Annotated in this window: 12 protein-coding genes; 5 read left to right on the top strand and 7 right to left on the bottom strand. The window is 72.3% G+C overall.

The window, feature by feature from the left end:
• Window positions 1–137: 137 nt before the first annotated feature.
• The 6 genes from gap to uvrC form a co-directional block, all read right to left on the bottom strand.
• Window positions 138–1,145, bottom strand: a complete 1,008-nt coding sequence (gene gap, locus C1703_RS08900) for a type I glyceraldehyde-3-phosphate dehydrogenase (protein ID WP_031121201.1) — start codon at window positions 1,143–1,145, stop codon at window positions 138–140.
• A 244-nt stretch (window positions 1,146–1,389) separates the two neighbouring features.
• On the bottom strand, window positions 1,390–4,344 hold the full coding sequence (locus C1703_RS08905; RefSeq protein ID WP_114251389.1) for a M14 family metallopeptidase: 2,955 nt from the start codon (window positions 4,342–4,344) through the stop codon (window positions 1,390–1,392).
• Between the two features lie 149 nt (window positions 4,345–4,493).
• The gene (gene whiA / locus C1703_RS08910) at window positions 4,494–5,483 is read right to left on the bottom strand and encodes a DNA-binding protein WhiA (protein ID WP_114251390.1); all 990 of its coding nucleotides are present in this window, start codon (window positions 5,481–5,483) and stop codon (window positions 4,494–4,496) included.
• Window positions 5,474–6,553 (bottom strand): uridine diphosphate-N-acetylglucosamine-binding protein YvcK, encoded by a 1,080-nt coding sequence (yvcK, locus tag C1703_RS08915; RefSeq protein ID WP_114251391.1) that lies wholly within the window; start codon window positions 6,551–6,553, stop codon window positions 5,474–5,476. The genes whiA and yvcK overlap by 10 nt, the downstream gene beginning before the upstream one ends.
• Window positions 6,550–7,509 (bottom strand): RNase adapter RapZ, encoded by a 960-nt coding sequence (gene rapZ / locus C1703_RS08920; RefSeq protein WP_037757037.1) that lies wholly within the window; start codon window positions 7,507–7,509, stop codon window positions 6,550–6,552. The genes yvcK and rapZ overlap by 4 nt, the downstream gene beginning before the upstream one ends.
• A complete protein-coding gene (gene uvrC, locus C1703_RS08925; protein ID WP_114251392.1) occupies window positions 7,506–9,632 on the bottom strand; it encodes an excinuclease ABC subunit UvrC in 2,127 nt (708 codons plus the stop codon). The genes rapZ and uvrC overlap by 4 nt, the downstream gene beginning before the upstream one ends.
• A gap of 264 nt (window positions 9,633–9,896) precedes the next feature.
• On the opposite strand from uvrC, the gene C1703_RS39225 reads away from it, so the two are divergent.
• The 4 genes from C1703_RS39225 to C1703_RS08940 all read left to right on the top strand — a co-directional run bounded on the left by C1703_RS39225 (window position 9,897) and on the right by C1703_RS08940 (window position 13,386).
• The gene (locus tag C1703_RS39225) at window positions 9,897–10,046 is read left to right on the top strand and encodes a hypothetical protein (protein ID WP_198678498.1); all 150 of its coding nucleotides are present in this window, start codon (window positions 9,897–9,899) and stop codon (window positions 10,044–10,046) included.
• A gap of 257 nt (window positions 10,047–10,303) precedes the next feature.
• Window positions 10,304–11,254 (top strand): hypothetical protein, encoded by a 951-nt coding sequence (locus C1703_RS08930; RefSeq protein ID WP_114251393.1) that lies wholly within the window; start codon window positions 10,304–10,306, stop codon window positions 11,252–11,254.
• Between the two features lie 183 nt (window positions 11,255–11,437).
• Entirely contained in the window at window positions 11,438–12,481 is a 1,044-nt protein-coding gene (locus C1703_RS08935) for a LacI family DNA-binding transcriptional regulator (protein ID WP_114251394.1), read from the top strand.
• On the top strand, window positions 12,478–13,386 hold the full coding sequence (locus C1703_RS08940) for a carbohydrate kinase (RefSeq protein WP_114251395.1): 909 nt from the start codon (window positions 12,478–12,480) through the stop codon (window positions 13,384–13,386). Before C1703_RS08935 ends, C1703_RS08940 begins: the two co-directional genes overlap by 4 nt.
• A 436-nt stretch (window positions 13,387–13,822) precedes the next feature.
• Here the strand turns inward: C1703_RS08940 and C1703_RS08945 are convergent, their stop codons facing one another.
• Window positions 13,823–14,686, bottom strand: coding sequence for a helix-turn-helix domain-containing protein (locus C1703_RS08945; protein WP_114251396.1), 864 nt, complete (start codon window positions 14,684–14,686; stop codon window positions 13,823–13,825).
• 101 nt (window positions 14,687–14,787) lie between these two features.
• Here C1703_RS08945 and C1703_RS08950 point away from each other — a divergent pair, with 101 nt between their 5' ends.
• Window positions 14,788–15,348: a YceI family protein gene (locus C1703_RS08950; protein ID WP_114251397.1), complete on the top strand. Its 561-nt coding sequence runs from the start codon at window positions 14,788–14,790 to the stop codon at window positions 15,346–15,348.
• Window positions 15,349–15,417 lie beyond the last annotated feature (69 nt).

A 15,417-nucleotide genomic window follows, 5' to 3' on the forward strand; every position in this document is an offset into this window, starting at 1 on the left:
GGGGACTCCTGGGGAGGGCTCGTGATCGCTCGGAAGCGCTCGTGATCCAACATGATCAGGACGTGAGTCAGGGCTCGAGCGGCGCGTCCCCGCGCCGCCCGAGCCCTGCTCTCACATCGAGGTGCCTGCTCTGGATATCAGAGCTGGTCGCCGACGAAGACCGTGAGGTCGACGAGGCGGTTGGAGTAGCCCCACTCGTTGTCGTACCAGCCGATGACCTTCACGTTCTTGCCCTCCTGGACCATGGTCAGGGAGGAGTCGAAGGTGCAGGACGCCGGGGCGTTGACGATGTCGGAGGAGACGATCGGGTCCTCGGTGTACTCGAGGAGGCCCTTGAGCTCGCCCTCGGCGGCCTTCTGGAAGGCGGCGTTGACCTCTTCCTTGGTGACCTCGCGGCCGAGCTCGACGACCAGGTCGGTGACCGAGCCGGTCGGGACCGGGACGCGCATCGCGATGCCGTCCAGCTTGCCCTTGAGCTGCGGCAGGACCAGGGCGGTGGCCTTGGCGGCACCGGTCGTGGTCGGGATGATGTTCTCGGCGGCGGCACGGGCGCGGCGCAGGTCCTTGTGCGGGAAGTCCAGGATGCGCTGGTCGTTCGTGTACGCGTGCACCGTCGTCATCAGGCCCTTGACGATGCCGAAGTTCTCGTCGAGGACCTTGGCCATCGGCGCCACGCAGTTGGTGGTGCAGGAGGCGTTGGAGATGACGTGGTGGTTCGCCGGGTCGTACTTGTCCTGGTTGACGCCCATCACGATGGTGATGTCCTCGTCCTTGGCGGGAGCCGAGATGAGGACCTTCTTGGCGCCGCCGGCCAGGTGCTTCGCGGCGTCTTCCTTCTTGGTGAAGATGCCGGTCGACTCGATGACGATGTCGACGCCCAGCTCGCCCCACGGGATGTCGGCGGGGTTGCGCTCGGAGAGGACCTTGATGGTCTTGCCGTCGACGGTGATCGTGTCGGCGGTGTGGGAGACCTCCTGCTTGAGGCGGCCCAGAATCGTGTCGTACTTCAGCAGGTGAGCGGTGGTCGCGGTGTCACCCAGGTCGTTGACAGCCACGATCTCGATGTCTGCACCCTGCTCCAGCAGCGCGCGGAAGTAGTTACGACCGATGCGGCCGAAGCCGTTGATGCCTACGCGGATCGTCACGAACCGATCTCCTCGTTGGTACGCCGGCCATGAAGAGCCGGCGAGCTCTGTTTGGGATGTCCCCGACCGCCTCCGACCCTACCTCCCTGAGGCCCCGGTGGTGACATCCAGATGCCCCATACACGGCAGGGCGGTCCGTACCGGCCAGTAGGGGTACGGACCGCCCGCCTCCGAGAGCGGGATCACTCGATTTCGCTACCCGGAGTGGTGCCTGTTGACCCGGGAGTTCCCCCTCCGGGGCAGGTCACACGTCCAGGGACGCGAGTGCCTTCTTCATCAGGGCCGCCCGGCCGGCGGGCGTGGCGACGTGCTCCAGGCCGAAGCCCAGCAGCACGGTGTCGTCCGTGGTGACCGCGCCGTACGTCTGGACCAGGGCCCCGGTGCGGGTCCAGTCCTTGGTGACGGCGGGGCTGCCCGCGGGCGGTCCGGCGACCTTCCAGACGCCGAGCGAGGTCTCGAAGCCCTCGGTCTCCTTCGCCGTGCCGCCGACGACGAGCGAGGCCTCGTCGGCCAGGACGCCGTAGCCGCCGGTGCCCGGGTCGGTGACGTAGCTGATCGAGACCTCGACGGTCCGGCCGGCGTAGGCGCTCAGGTCGAACTCCACCTGCTGCCAGCCGCTGGAGGTGCCGGTGAGGCTGTGCCACGACCCGGTGCTGCCGGTGGCGGTGCAGCCGTCGTCCGACTGGGTCAGGTAGTGCTTCAGCCAGGGGTGCTCACGGACGTAGAAGCCGCCCTCGCAGTCCGTCGGCACCGTGGTCCTGGTGGCGCCGCCCGCCTCGGGCAGGGTCGTCCAGTCGTCGGCGCCCGCGGTGTGGGCCTCGACCAGGACGTTGTCGTAGCCGGGCTCGGTGTCCCACATCAGCCGGCTGCGCAGGGTGGGCCGGTCGGCCGCCGTGACGCCGGTGAGGTCCACGGTGCGGGTGAGGCGCTTGTAGGCGTCGTCGGTGTGGACGGCGGCGGCCATCGAGGAGCCCGCGTAGGGGCCGAAGGGGTTGACCGCCCCGGCGAACTGTCCGGCGCCCTCGCTCGCGAACTGCGGGAACTTCTCGGCGGGCAGTTCGTCGGAGGTGACGCCGTACCGGCCGGCCTTGTCCAGCGGGTTGCCGGGCGCCGCGGCGAGCGGTCCCGTGAAGCCGCCCAGCTCACCGGAGCCGGTGAAGCCGGTGGCTCCGGCCGCCGAGGTCCGGCTGTAGGCGCCCAGGTAGTACTGGCTGAAGTCGTCGGACAGGGTGCCGCCGCCGAGGTCGACGCTGCCGCCGGCCTGCTCGCCGGCCTCGATCAGCCGGCCGCCCTCGTTGAGGAAGGCGCGCAGCTGCAGCTGGGTGGCCTTGCCGGGGACACCCGCGCCGGTGTAGTGGACGACGGTGTCGAAGTGGCTCAGCACGCCGAGCGCGTCCGGCGCGCCCCGTTCGGCGACGTCCCAGACGGCCGCCCGGCGGCCGTTGGCCTTGAGCGCGTCGACGTACTTCTGCGCCTGCGTGGCGGTCGCGCCCTCCTCGGCGACGACGAGGGTGTCCGCGCGGGGCCGTTCGGCGACGGTGTAGGTGAAGCGCTTGCTGGAGACCTTCTTGCCGTTCCGCGTCTCCGCGGTGAACCACACCTCGACCTTGTCGCCCGGGTCGCCGTCCTTGACCTCCGCCCGGTACTCGTCGAAGTAGAGGTTGTCCTCACCGCCGTAGGTCTCGCCGCCCTTCCAGGGCTTGAGCGCCATGTCCTCGGTGCGGCCGCCGTTGACGCGGTACTTCAGCTCCTTGTCGCGCAGCGACTTCCGTGCGACGACGGAGACCTCCTGGTCGGCGCCGCGCGAGTACGACGTCGGGAACGCGGCCGGGGTGAAGTCGGCCGCGCTCAGTCCGACCGACGAGGACGGCCGGTCGGGGTGCGAGGCGGACTCGGCGACGGAGAGCGCGAACGGGACGTTCTTGGCGAACTCCTGCTGGATCAGCTTCTCGTCGTCGGGGAAGGTGAAGATCGACCGGCAGTCGGACGCCTTCCACTCGTCGTTCGGGTCGGCGTTGGAGGCCGTCTGGCAGGTCGACATCTCCGGGGTGAACATCGCCAGGCCGTTGACGTTCGCCGCGTGGCCGTCGGCCTCGCCGTTGGTGGTGTACAGCTCGGAGGAGACCTGCGGGTGGTAACCGGGGATCGCGGGGTTCTCGGGCGTACCGGCGAGCGCCTCGTACACCACGTCGTCCGGGGTGGACGTGGCCACCTGCCAGCCGACCCCGTAGAGGATGAGTTCGGCGGCGGAGTGGTAGTTGATGCCGTACGTGAAGCCGATCCGCTTCTGGAAGGCGTCCAGAGCCTTGGTCTCCGGCTCCGAGTTGGGTCCGGCGCCGCGGTAGGTCTCGCTGGTGGGGTTGGGGGACGAGCCCTCGTTGTCGTAGCCCCACTTGTAGGCGAAGTTGCGGTTGAGGTCGACGCCGTCGCCGGTGCCGATGACGCCGTCGCCGTTGACGTCCCGCAGGTTCTTGCGCCACAGGCGGTTGGCGTCGGCGGCGAAGGTGTGGTCGTAGCCGTCGGGGTTGGCCGAGATGACGAACCACAGTTCGGTGGAGTCGACGATCTTCTTGACGCGCCGGTCCTTCTTGTAGTTGTCCAGGTAGTGGTGCATCAGGCGCCGGGTCATCTCCGGCGTGATCCACTCTCGGGCGTGCTGGTTGGACAAGTAGAGGACCGAGGGCTTGGAGCCGTCCTTCGTCTTCTTGGCGCCCTTGGTGAGCTTCAGCGCGAGGATGTCCTGGCCCCTGACCGTCTTGCCGATGGAGACGACCTTGGTGAGGCCGGGGTTCTCCTGCGCGGTCCTGAGGATCTCCTCCTTGATGCCGCCCTTGCCGCTGTACGGGCGGAACACGCCCTCGGCGGCGGCCTCGACACGGGCTTCCGCCTTGGTGGAGAGGTCGTGCTCGGTGAGGTCGACGCCCTGCTTCGCCAGCTTCTTCGCCTGCTGGTCGGTCAGGATGACCTCGATGGTGGCCGTGCCCTTCTCGGGCACCTGCTCGCTGAGTTCGTGGCCGTCCTGGCCGGCCGCGAGCAGCAGGGGTACCTGCTCGTGGGTGACGTCGGCGCGGAAGACCTTGACTTCGTCCGGGTCGGACGGGGGTGTGCGTTCCGGTTGTGCCTGGGCGATGGGCGCGATGCTCGCTCCGCCGATCAGGAGCGCGCCGACAGCGAGGATCGATCTCGCTCTTCGTCTCATGAACCCCCCTAGCGTGGGTTCGCCACAGCAGCGAACAGATGCCAGGCTCATGACAGTCCATGATCGAGTCAAGGGCGCCTCAGCGACACGCGAAAGCCGGTGCCGGTCACCCAAGTGGGCTCCGGCACCGGCTCCTTGACGACCTGTCGTCAGCCGACGAGGTTGTCGGCCAGCTCCTCGCTGAGGTTCGCCTCCGTGCCCGGGATGCCGAGGTCGGAGGCGCGCTTGTCGGCCATGGCCAGCAGCCGGCGGATGCGGCCGGCGACGGCGTCCTTGGTCAGCGGCGGGTCGGCGAGCGCGCCCAGCTCCTCCAGGGAGGCCTGCTTGTGCTCCATGCGCAGCCGGCCGGCCGCGGCGAGGTGCTCGGGGACGTCGTCGCCGAGGATCTCCAGGGCGCGCTGCACCCGGGCGCCGGCGGCGACGGCCGCGCGGGCCGAGCGGCGCAGGTTCGCGTCGTCGAAGTTGGCCAGCCGGTTCGCCGTGGCCCGCACCTCGCGGCGCATCCGGCGCTCCTCCCAGGCCAGCACCGACTCGTGGGCGCCGAGGCGGGTGAGCAGGGCGCCGATCGCGTCGCCGTCGCGGACGACGACCCGGTCCACCCCGCGCACCTCGCGGGCCTTCGCGGCGATCGACAGGCGGCGGGCGGCGCCGACCAGGGCGAGCGCCGCCTCGGGGCCCGGGCAGGTCACCTCCAGGGAGGAGGAGCGGCCGGGCTCGGTGAGCGAGCCGTGCGCCAGGAACGCGCCACGCCAGGCGGCCTCGGCGTCACAGGTGGCACCCGAGACCACCTGCGGGGGCAGGCCGCGGATCGGGCGGCCCCGCCCGTCGACCAGGCCGGTCTGGCGGGCGAGCTGGTCGCCGCCCGCGACCACCCGCACCACGTAGCGCGAGCCGCGGCGCAGCCCGCCCGGGGCCATCACGATCAGTTCGGAGCCGTGGCCGAAGATCTCCAGGATGTCCCGCTTGAGGCGGCGGGCCGCCATCGCGGTGTCCAGCTCCGCCTCGATCACGATCCGACCGCTCACCAGGTGGAGGCCGCCGGCGAACCGCAGGATGGCGGAGACCTCCGCCTTTCTGCAGCAGGTCCGGGTGACGGGGAGCCGGGAGATCTCGTCCTTCACCGCTGCCGTCATCGCCATGGGCCGATCCTTCCATGCATCCGAAAAATACGGTCGTACGCGGCGGCCAACAGCTCCGGGTCGTGCCTCGGGGTCCCGTCGGGCCGGGCCACCGGCGCCAGCTCGACCGCGGCCCCGAACCGCTTGGCGGCATCGGTCAGGGAGTCGCGGTCGGGCACGGCGGCCTCGTCGGCCAGCACCACGTCCAGGGCGAGTTTAGGGGCGTGTCGTCCCAAAACCTCCAAATGACGCTGCGGGGAGAAGCCCTCGGTTTCTCCGGGCTGCGGGGCGAGGTTCAGGGAGAGTACCCGGCGGGCCTTCGTCTGCGTGAGCGCGTCCAGCAGCTCGGGCACCAGCAGGTGCGGGATGACCGAGGAGAACCAGGAGCCGGGGCCGAGCACCACCCAGTCCGCGTCCAGGACGGCCTCGACCGCCTCGGGCACGGCCGGCGGGTCGCACGGCACCAGGTGCACGGACTGCACCTCGCCCGGAGTGAGGGCGACCGTGGCCTGGCCGCGGACCGTGTCCACCTCGTCCGGGCGATCCGGGTCGTGGCCCTTGACGAGGGCCTGGAGCTCCAGCGGGACGGCGGACATGGGCAGCACGCGGCCCTGGGCGCCGAGCAGCCGTCCGACCAGGTCGAGCGCCTGGACGTGGTCGCCGAGCTGCTCCCACAGGGCGACGATCAGCAGGTTGCCGACCGCGTGCTCGTGCAGGTCGCCCTTGGACTGGAAGCGGTGCTGGATGACCCGGGCCCAGGTCTGGCCCCAGTCGTCGTCACCGCAGAGCGCGGCCAGCGCCTTGCGCAGGTCGCCGGGCGGCAGCACGCCCAGCTCGTCCCGCAGCCGGCCGCTGGAGCCGCCGTCGTCGGCCACGGTGACGACGGCGGTGAGGTCGCCGGTGATCCGGCGCAGGGCGGCGAGCGAGGCGGACAGGCCCATGCCGCCGCCGAGGGCGACGACCTTGGGCTGGGTGCCGCGGCGGCGCGGTCTGCCGCCCCGGGCCTCGGCGGGCCGGCCGCCCTTTCCGCCGGTGTTGCCCTCGGGCATCACCCGGCGCAGCCGGCTCAGCCGCGGAGTACGTCGTGTCATTCGCGTCCCATGTCCCGGTGTACGACCACCGTCTCCACGCCCTCGGCGGCGAGCCGGGCGGCGAGCTTCTCCGACATGGCGACCGAGCGGTGCTTGCCGCCCGTGCAGCCCACGGCGATGGTCACGTAGCGCTTGCCCTCGCGGCGGTAGCCGGTGGCGACGAGCTGAAGCAGCTCGGTGTAGCGGTCGAGGAACTCCTTGGCGCCGGGCTGGTTGAAGACGTAGCCCGAGACCTCCTCGTTGAGGCCCGTGTAGGGACGCAGCTCCGGGACCCAGTGCGGGTTCGGCAGGAAGCGGCAGTCGACGACGAGGTCGGCGTCGACCGGCAGGCCGTACTTGTAGCCGAACGACATGACCGTGGCCCGCAGCTCCGGCTCCTCCTCGCCGGCGAACTGGGCGTCCATCTTGGCGCGCAGCTCGTGCACGTTGAGGCTGGAGGTGTCGATCACCAGGTCGGCGTCGCCGCGCAGCTCGCGCAGCAGCTCGCGCTCGGCGTCGATGCCGTCGACGATGCGGCCGTCGCCCTGGAGGGGGTGCGGACGGCGCACCGACTCGAAGCGGCGCACCAGCGCCTCGTCGGAGGACTCCAGGAAGACGATCCTCCGGGTGACGTTCTTCGCCTCCAGGTCGGCGAGGGACTCGCGGAGGTTGTCGAAGAAGCGGCGGCCGCGGACGTCGACGACGACGGCGATCCGGGCCACGTTGCCCTGGGAGCGGGCGCCGAGCTCCACCATGGTGGGGATCAGCGCGGGCGGCAGGTTGTCGACGACGAACCAGCCCAGGTCCTCCAGGCATTTCGCGGCCGTCGAGCGGCCGGCCCCCGACATGCCGGAGATGATCACCAGCTCGGGGATGGCCGCCTCCGGGACCGGGGCCTTGTCATTGGGCGTGCCCGTACTCACCTGTGCTCCGTCTCCGGCTTGCTCGTGTTGCCCGTCGTGCTCGTTCACATTCATGTCTCCTGCCCCCGTCGTTCGTCCGGGGCGCCCATCGTCACGGGCTCCCCACTGGAACCCATGGTGCCGGGTTCCTCTTCCATGATCTCTCCAGTCGCCGTGTTGACGGCGGGTGCGGCCGGGGCCGCCTGGGCGAGGGCCGCCGCGATCGTCTCGGCGGTCTTGCGGCCTATGCCCGGGACCTCGCAGATCTGGTCGATGGTGGCGGATCGCAATTTCTTCAACGAACCGAAGTGCTTGAGAAGTGCCTGCTTGCGCGTGTCTCCGAGGCCGGGGACGTCGTCCAGGGGGCTGGAGCGGAACCGCTTGGACCGCTTGGTGCGCTGGTAGGTGATCGCGAAGCGGTGGGCCTCGTCACGGACCCGCTGGAGCAGGTACAGGCCCTCGCTGGTGCGGGGCAGGATCACCGGGTCGTCGTCGCCGGGCAGCCAGACCTCCTCCAGGCGCTTGGCCAGGCCGCACACGGCGATGTCGTCGATGCCCAGCTCGTCCAGGGCCCGCCGGGCGGCCGCGACCTGCGGGGCGCCGCCGTCGACGACCACGAGCTGGGGCGGGTAGGCGAACTTCTTGGGGCGGCCGTCGTCCTCGGTGAGCCCGCCCGGGCCGGCCGGGGCGCCCGAGGCGGTGATGACGTCGGGGCCGGCCGGTGTCTCCGTGCCGGTCAGGGCGCCCGGGGAGCCCTCGGCGCCGCCGTCCTTGTCCTCGGTCCACTCGCCGGTCTTCTCCTTCTCGGCGAGGTAGCGCCGGAAGCGGCGGGTGATCACCTCGTGCATGGAGCGGACGTCGTCCTGTCCGGCGAAGCCCTTGATCTGGAAGCGGCGGTACTCGCTCTTGCGGGCGAGCCCGTCCTCGAAGACGACCATGGAGGCCACCACGTCGTCGCCCTGGAGGTGGGAGATGTCGTAGCACTCGATGCGCAGCGGGGCGCTGTCCAGGTCGAGGGCGTCGGCGATCTCCTCCAGGGCGCGCGAGCGGGTGGTGAGGTCGGAGGCGCGTTTGGTCTTGTGCAGCACGAGCGCCTGCTGGGCGTTGCGCTGCACGGTCTCCATGAGGGCCTTCTTGTCGCCGCGCTGCGGGATGCGCAGCGAGACGTTCGAGCCGCGCCGGCCGGTGAGCCATTCCTGGACTGGCTCCACGGGGTCGGGCAGGGCGGGGACGAGGACCTCCTTGGGGACGGCGTCCCCGGTCTCCTCGCCGTAGAGCTGCTGCAGGGCGTGCTCGACGAGGGCGCCGGTGGTGATCTCCTCGACCTTGTCGGTGACCCAGCCGCGCTGGCCGCGGACGCGTCCGCCGCGCACGTGGAAGATCTGGACGGCCGCCTCCAGCTCGTCCTCGGCGACCGCGATGAGGTCGGCGTCGGTCGCGTCGGCGAGCACGACCGCGTTCTTCTCCATGGCCTTCTTCAGGGCCTCGATGTCGTCGCGCAGACGGGCCGCCCGCTCGTACTCCATCTCCTCGGCCGCCTCGCCCATCTGCTTCTCCAGGCGGCGGATGTACGTGTTCGTCCGACCGGTCATGAAGTCGCAGAACTCGTCGGCCAGTTCGCGGTGCTCCTCGGCGGAGACGCGGTCGACGCAGGGGGCCGAGCACTTGCCGATGTAGCCGAGGAGGCAGGGGCGGCCGGTGCGGGCGGCGTTCTTGAAGACACCCGCCGAGCACGTGCGCACGGGGAAGACGCGCAGGAGCAGGTCGACCGTGTCGCGGATCGCCCACGCGTGCGCGTACGGCCCGAAGTAGCGCACGCCCTTCTTCTTGTGACCGCGCATCACCTGCACGCGCGGGTACTCCTCGTTCATCGTCACCGCGAGGTAGGGGTAGCTCTTGTCGTCGCGGTACTTGACGTTGAACCGGGGGTCGTACTCCTTGATCCAGGAGTACTCCAGCTGGAGCGCCTCGACCTCCGTGGACACCACCGTCCATTCCACGGAGGCGGCCGTGGTGACCATGGAGCGGGTGCGCGGGTGCAGGCCCGCCAGGTCCTGGAAGTAGTTCGCCAGGCGCTGGCGCAGGCTTTTCGCCTTTCCGACGTAGATCACCCGGCGGTGCTCGTCACGGAACCTGTAGACCCCCGGCGAGTCGGGGATCTCACCCGGCTTGGGGCGGTAGCTGGAGGGGTCGGCCATGTCTCACACCCTACTGGCGAGCACCGACAGTCCGGCCGGAGAGCGGGGCGCGATCCCGGGCCCGGCGGCAGGCAGTTTCCAACGGCATGTCCCGTGCCGGGGTTACGGCGGGCCGGGAGCGGGAATGCAGGCTTCCCACGGGGACACGGCGACGTCCGGCGGACGGAGGCCGTGTCGGTGCAGACACAGGTTGTCGGTGCGGACCGGCCGCTCCGGGTGCGGAGCGGGCGGGCCACGGGTCGGAGGGCTGCGCAGATGAAGCGGATGCGGATCGAGAAAACCCGGCGGACCGGCCGGGCCCGCCGGTACGCGGACGAGGCGTTCGCGCTGCGCGACGTCCTGGACCCGCGCGACCCCGACATAGTGCGGGCCAAGCGCCTCGCCCTCGAGAAGGGCTCGAGCGAGCGCTCGTAGAAGCTCACTGTCGGCTGTGAACGCCCGGGGCGCGCGCCCCGGGCGTTCGCATGTCCTGGGCGCCCCCGCCGGGAGTACATCACTGTCCGGCATCAGGTGTTGTCGGGACCAGGTCAACACGCTTCAATGCGGGGGAACTCGGGACCCTGAACGACGGCGTACGGATGTGAAGAGCCCCCCTGCGCCGGCCGGACGGCCCCGGGCGCCCCGTGCGAACGGTCTGACCAGCCGTCGCCGACTCACAGAGAGGCCCCTGCATGCCGCACGCCCCACAGCACGCGGACGTCGTCACCGCGGAACTGGACTCGGCCCTGCGAGGCGGCCCCTTCCACGTCGCCCTGCGGGCCGCGATCGCCGCCCGCGGACTGCCGCTGCAGCGGGTGCAGCACCATCTGTCCCGCCACGGCGTGAAGGTCGGTGTCACCAGCCTGAGTTACTGGCAGCAGGGGGCCAGGCGCCCGCAGCGGCCCGAGTCGCTGCGGGCCGTGCGCGCCCTGGAGGAGATCCTGGAGCTGCCCGAGGAGTCGCTGATCCGGCTGCTCGCCGACTCCGCCGACAGTCTGTCCGGGGGGCAGCGGTCCGCGTCCCGGTCCTACCGCTCCCTCGTCGAGGCCTCCGGAGTCCTGGACCAGCTGCTGGCCGAGCTGGGCTGCCCGCCGGACGGGGGCCTGCACACCCTCGCGCACCACGAGCGGCTCCGGATCGGGGCGCGGCGCGAGCTGGCAGGGCGGGAGTCGCACCACATCGTGCGCGCCCACCGGGACGGCGTCGACCGTTTCGTGGCCGTCCACCACGGCGACCGGGGAGCCGTGGTGGAGCGCATGGCGGTGCACGCCCTGGAGAACTGCCGTGTCGGACGGGTCCGCCGGCACGGCGACACGGGGGTGCTCGCGGCCGAGCTGCTCTTCGACACGCGGCTGCGGGCCGGGGACACGTTCCTCTTCCGGTACGGCGTCGAGGACGGCACGGCGGGCGTCTCACGCGAGTACGTCCGCGGCTTCGACTCCGCCGGCGGCCAGTACGCGCTCCAGGTGTGCTTCGACGCGGCGGCCCTCCCGGTGCGCTGCCACCGGTTCGCCCAGGCGTCGGTGGCGGCGCCCCGGAGCGGCTGCCAGGAGCTGGCGATGAGCGGGCGGCACCGGTCGGTGCATCTGGTGGAGCCGCGGGTGCGGGCCGGGTTCCTGGGGATCGGCTGGGACTGGGAGTAGGGGGTCCGGCGGGGGGCCGGACGCGGGGCTGGGCGGCGTCGGCATTCGGCGTCGGCGTCGGCGTCGGCGTCGGCGTCCGGGGCTGGCGTCCGGGGCCGGACGTAAACGCTTGCGCAAGCGTTTACGTCCTGCCCTGGATGCGATACGTTCCCCGCCTGGGCGCACAGCGGAGGAGGGAGCGGCATGCCGACCATGGCCGACGTCGCACGGAGCGCCGGTGTCTCGGTGGCGACCGTGTCGCACGTGCTGAACGGCACCCGGCCGGTGCTGCCGCACACCCGCCAGGCGGTCCTGGACGCCGTGGAGGAGCTCGGCTACACCACGAACACGCTGGCCCGTTCCCTCGTGACGTCCCGCACCCGGTCCATCGGGCTGGCGGTGTCGGCGATCAGCAACCCGTACTTCACGGAGATCCTCCAGGGCGTCGAGGCCGCCACGCTGGAGGCCGGCTACAGCCTGCTCATCGCCGATCCGCACGACGACCCCGAGCACGAGCGCAAGGTCGTCCAGCTGCTGCACGAGCGCCGGGTGGACGGCATGATCGTCGCGCCCTCCGCAGATCCCCGGGGGCTGCTCGCGTACCTGGGGCGGCACGCCGTCCCGGCCGTGTTCCTGGACCGGCTGGTGGACGCGCCGGGGGCGGACGGCGGTCCGCGCTTCGACCAGGTCTGCTCCGACAACGCCGAACCGACGTCCCGGCTGGTCACCCATCTCGCCGGGCTCGGCCACCGGCGGATCGGGCTGGTGGCGGGGCTGCCGGGGCTCAGCACCACGAGCGAGCGGATCATGGGCTACCGCAGCGGCCTCGCCTTCGCGGGCCTGCCGTACGACGAGCGGCTCCTCGTGCACGGTGACTCGGAGTCGGCCGGCGGCGCGGCGGCCACCGCGGCCCTGCTGTCCCTCGCCGTGCCGCCCACCGCGCTGGTCACCGGCAACAACGCCATGACCATCGGGGCGCTGCGGGCGCTGCGCGACCAGGGCCTGTCCGTGCCGGGCGACGTCGCGCTGTGCAGCTTCGACGACTTCGCCTGGGCGGACCTGTTCGCGCCACGGCTCACCGCGATCGCACAGCCCAGCAAGGACATCGGCGCCCGGGCCGTGCAGGTGCTCCTGGAGCGTCTCGCCGAGCCGGACCGGCCCGTCCGGACCGTGCGGCTGCCCTGCGCCTTCGTCCACCGCACGTCGTGCGGCTGCCCCGACCCGTCCGAGAAAGGAACCCCGTCGTGATCGTCGTAGCCGGTGAGGCATTGATCGACCTGGTACCGCAGGGCGCAGGCGCCCTGGCGGCACTGCAGCCGGCGCTCGGCGGCGGCCCGTACAACACGGCGGTGGCGCTGGGCCGCCTCGGCTCCCCCGCCGCCTTCTGCTCGCGGGTGTCGTACGACGCCTTCGGGGAGGCCCTGCTGGACCGGCTGCGGGAGACCGGCGTGGACGTGGCGTCCGTGCAGCGGGGCACCGAGCCGACGACGCTCGCCGTCGCCGCGGTCGGGGAGGACGGCTCGGCCGCGTACTCCTTCTACGTCGACGGGACGGCGGACCGGCTGTTCACGGCGCCGTCCGCGCTGCCGCCCGGCACCCGCGCGGTCTCGTTCGGCACGTGCTCGCTGGTGCTGGAGCCGGGGGCGAGCGCGTACGAGGAGCTGATGCGCTCGGCGGCCGCGCAGGGCGTGTTCACGGCGCTGGACCCGAACATCAGGGCCGGGCTGATCCCCGACGCGGACGCGTACCGGGCGCGGTTCAAGAGCTGGCTGCCGTCGGTGACGCTGCTGAAGCTGTCCGAGGAGGACGCCCGGTGGCTCGGCGGCACGCCCCAGGAGTGGCTGGCGGCCGGCCCGGCGGCGGTCGTGATCACCCGGGGCGGCGACGGGCTGACCGCCTTCACCGCCGACGGCGGCACGTACACGGTCCCGGGCGAGCGGGTGGACGTCGTGGACACGATCGGCGCGGGCGACACGGTCAACGCGGCCCTGCTGCACGGGCTCGCGGTGCGCGAGGCGCTCGGCGGGCGGGCGTTGGCCGCCCTGGGCCCCGACGGCTGGGCGGAGCTGCTGGGCTTCGCGGCCCGGGCGGCGGCCGTCACGTGCTCGCGCGCGGGGGCCGAGCCGCCGTACGCGCATGAGCTGGACGACTGACGGGCCCCGGGCCGGCCGACGGCGGTGGCGCGCCGAGTTCCGCTCAGCGGCTCGGCCGGCGGCCGTGGCGCGCCCAGGCCTGTCAGCGGCTCGCAGCACGCCGAGTCATGTCAGGCGCTCGGCCACCGCTCGCAGCGCGCCGGGGTTCCTCAGCCGGTCCCCGCCACCGCTCACACCACGCCGGGACGCCTCAGCCCGTCCCCGCCACCGCTCACACCACGCCGGGACGCCTCAGCCCGTCCCCGCCACCGCTCACACCACGCCAGGGCGCCTCAGCCCGTCCCCGCCACCGCTCACACCACGCCGGGACGCCTCAGCCCGTCCCCGCCACCGCTCACACCACGCCGGGACGCCTCAGCCCGTCCCCGCCACCGCTCACACCACGCCAGGGCGCCTCAGCCCGTCCCCGCCACCGCTCACACCACGCCAGGGCGCCTCAGCCCGTCCCCGCCACCGCTCGCAGCGCGCCGGGGCGGCGGCCGTTGAGGCGGTCCAGGGCGGCGGCTGTGGCGTCGTCCGCGGGCAGGTGGACGATGATGCGCTGGCCCTCGTCGGAAAGCGCCAGCGTCTCGTGCAGCAGGCGCAGCGAGCCGGCCTGGGGGTGTTCGAGGTGCTGGGAGCCGGTCCGCCGCGGTGTCGTGGTGAGGTCGGCGAACCGGTCGGCGAAGTCCGCCCCGGCCGTCACCGTCAGCTCCTCGGCCAGCTCGGCGAGGTGCGGGTCCCGGAGAGGGACGCCGTGCCGGAGCCGGGCGACGAGGTCGTCGGCCACCCGGTCCCAGTCGCGGTAGGCGCTGCGGGCCCGCTCGTCGGTGAACAGGTGCCGGAGCAGGTTGGGCCGCTCGTCGTCGAGCAGGCCGATGGGGCCGACCAGCCGCTCGTACCCGGCGGTGTGGGCGAGGACGTCGCCGATCCAGTTGACCACCGCGGCGGGGGCCGGTTCCAGGTGGTCGAGGACGGCCCGTACGGTCGGGCGCGCCGTGCGGCTGAGCGTCGGGGCCGCCGCGCAGACCAGCGGGTCACCGCCGTCCGCTTCCTTGGTCAGGCGGCGGAGCAGCATCCGGTCGGCCAGGGACAGGTTCAGGGCGTCGGCGAGGGCGCCGAGCACCTGGGCGGACGGGTTGCGGTCGCGGCCCTGTTCCAGCCGGGTGAGGTACTCGACGCTGATGCCGGCCAGCGTGGCCAGCTCGGCGCGCCGCAGGCCGGGGGTGCGCCGCCGGGGCCCCGCGGGCAGGCCGGCCTCCGCGGGGGTGACGGCCTCGCGCCAGGTGCGCAGGTACGTGCCCAACTCGTTGTCGCTCACCCGCCGAACGTACAGCGCCCGCGGGCGCGGAGGGTGGCCCCGTCACTACCAGGCTCCGGCCGGTCTCCCTCCGGGGCCGCGCGGCCCTCAGGGTGGAGGGCATGACGAATGACACCGCCACCACCGCCACCACTGCCCTGCCGCTCGCTCCGGGTCACTGGGCCCTCGACCCGTTCCACTCCTCCGTGAACTTCACCATCCGTCACCTGGGCATCGCCAAGGTGCGGGGGCGGTTCGAGCGCCTGGAGGCCGGGCTGTTCGTCGGGGAACGGGCCGAGGACGTGCGGGTCTCCGCGACGATCGACCTGGCCTCGGTGAACACCGGCAACGCCGACCGGGACGCGCACGTACGCGCCGCCGACCTGCTCGACGTCGAGAAGCGCCCGACGATGACGTACCGCTCGACGCGGGTGTCGGGCGAGGGCGAGGACTGGACCATGGAGGGCGAGCTGACGATCGGCGACGTGACCCGCCCGGTGACGCTCGCCGTGGAGTTCGGCGGGCTGGTCGACGTGCCCATGGACGGCAGCCGGCACGCCGGGTTCGAGGCGACGGGCGAGATCCGGCGCAGCGACTTCGGGCTCGACTTCGCGCCCGGCCTGCTCGGGGACGTGGTGAAGATCCAGCTCGACATGCAGTTCGTGGAGCCGAAGGGCGCCTGACCACGCAGTGAACGCGCCCGCGCCCCCACAGGGAGTCCCTGTGGGGGCGCGACGCGTTCGGCGGGAGCC

The organism is Streptomyces sp. Go-475 (assembly GCF_003330845.1).
GTDB lineage: Bacteria > Actinomycetota > Actinomycetes > Streptomycetales > Streptomycetaceae > Streptomyces.

Bases quoted from the DNA above. Each gene is read 5' to 3' on its own strand.
- C1703_RS08905 (WP_114251389.1), bottom strand. From the start codon at position 4,344: ATGAGACGAAGAGCGAGATCGATCCTCGCTGTCGGCGCGCTCCTGATC.
- whiA (WP_114251390.1), bottom strand. From the start codon at position 5,483: ATGGCGATGACGGCAGCGGTGAAGGACGAGATCTCCCGGCTCCCCGTC.
- yvcK (WP_114251391.1), bottom strand. From the start codon at position 6,553: ATGACACGACGTACTCCGCGGCTGAGCCGGCTGCGCCGGGTGATGCCC.
- rapZ (WP_037757037.1), bottom strand. From the start codon at position 7,509: ATGAATGTGAACGAGCACGACGGGCAACACGAGCAAGCCGGAGACGGA.
- uvrC (WP_114251392.1), bottom strand. From the start codon at position 9,632: ATGGCCGACCCCTCCAGCTACCGCCCCAAGCCGGGTGAGATCCCCGAC.
- C1703_RS39225 (WP_198678498.1), top strand. From the start codon at position 9,897: ATGCGGATCGAGAAAACCCGGCGGACCGGCCGGGCCCGCCGGTACGCG.
- C1703_RS08930 (WP_114251393.1), top strand. From the start codon at position 10,304: ATGCCGCACGCCCCACAGCACGCGGACGTCGTCACCGCGGAACTGGAC.
- C1703_RS08935 (WP_114251394.1), top strand. From the start codon at position 11,438: ATGCCGACCATGGCCGACGTCGCACGGAGCGCCGGTGTCTCGGTGGCG.
- C1703_RS08950 (WP_114251397.1), top strand. From the start codon at position 14,788: ATGACGAATGACACCGCCACCACCGCCACCACTGCCCTGCCGCTCGCT.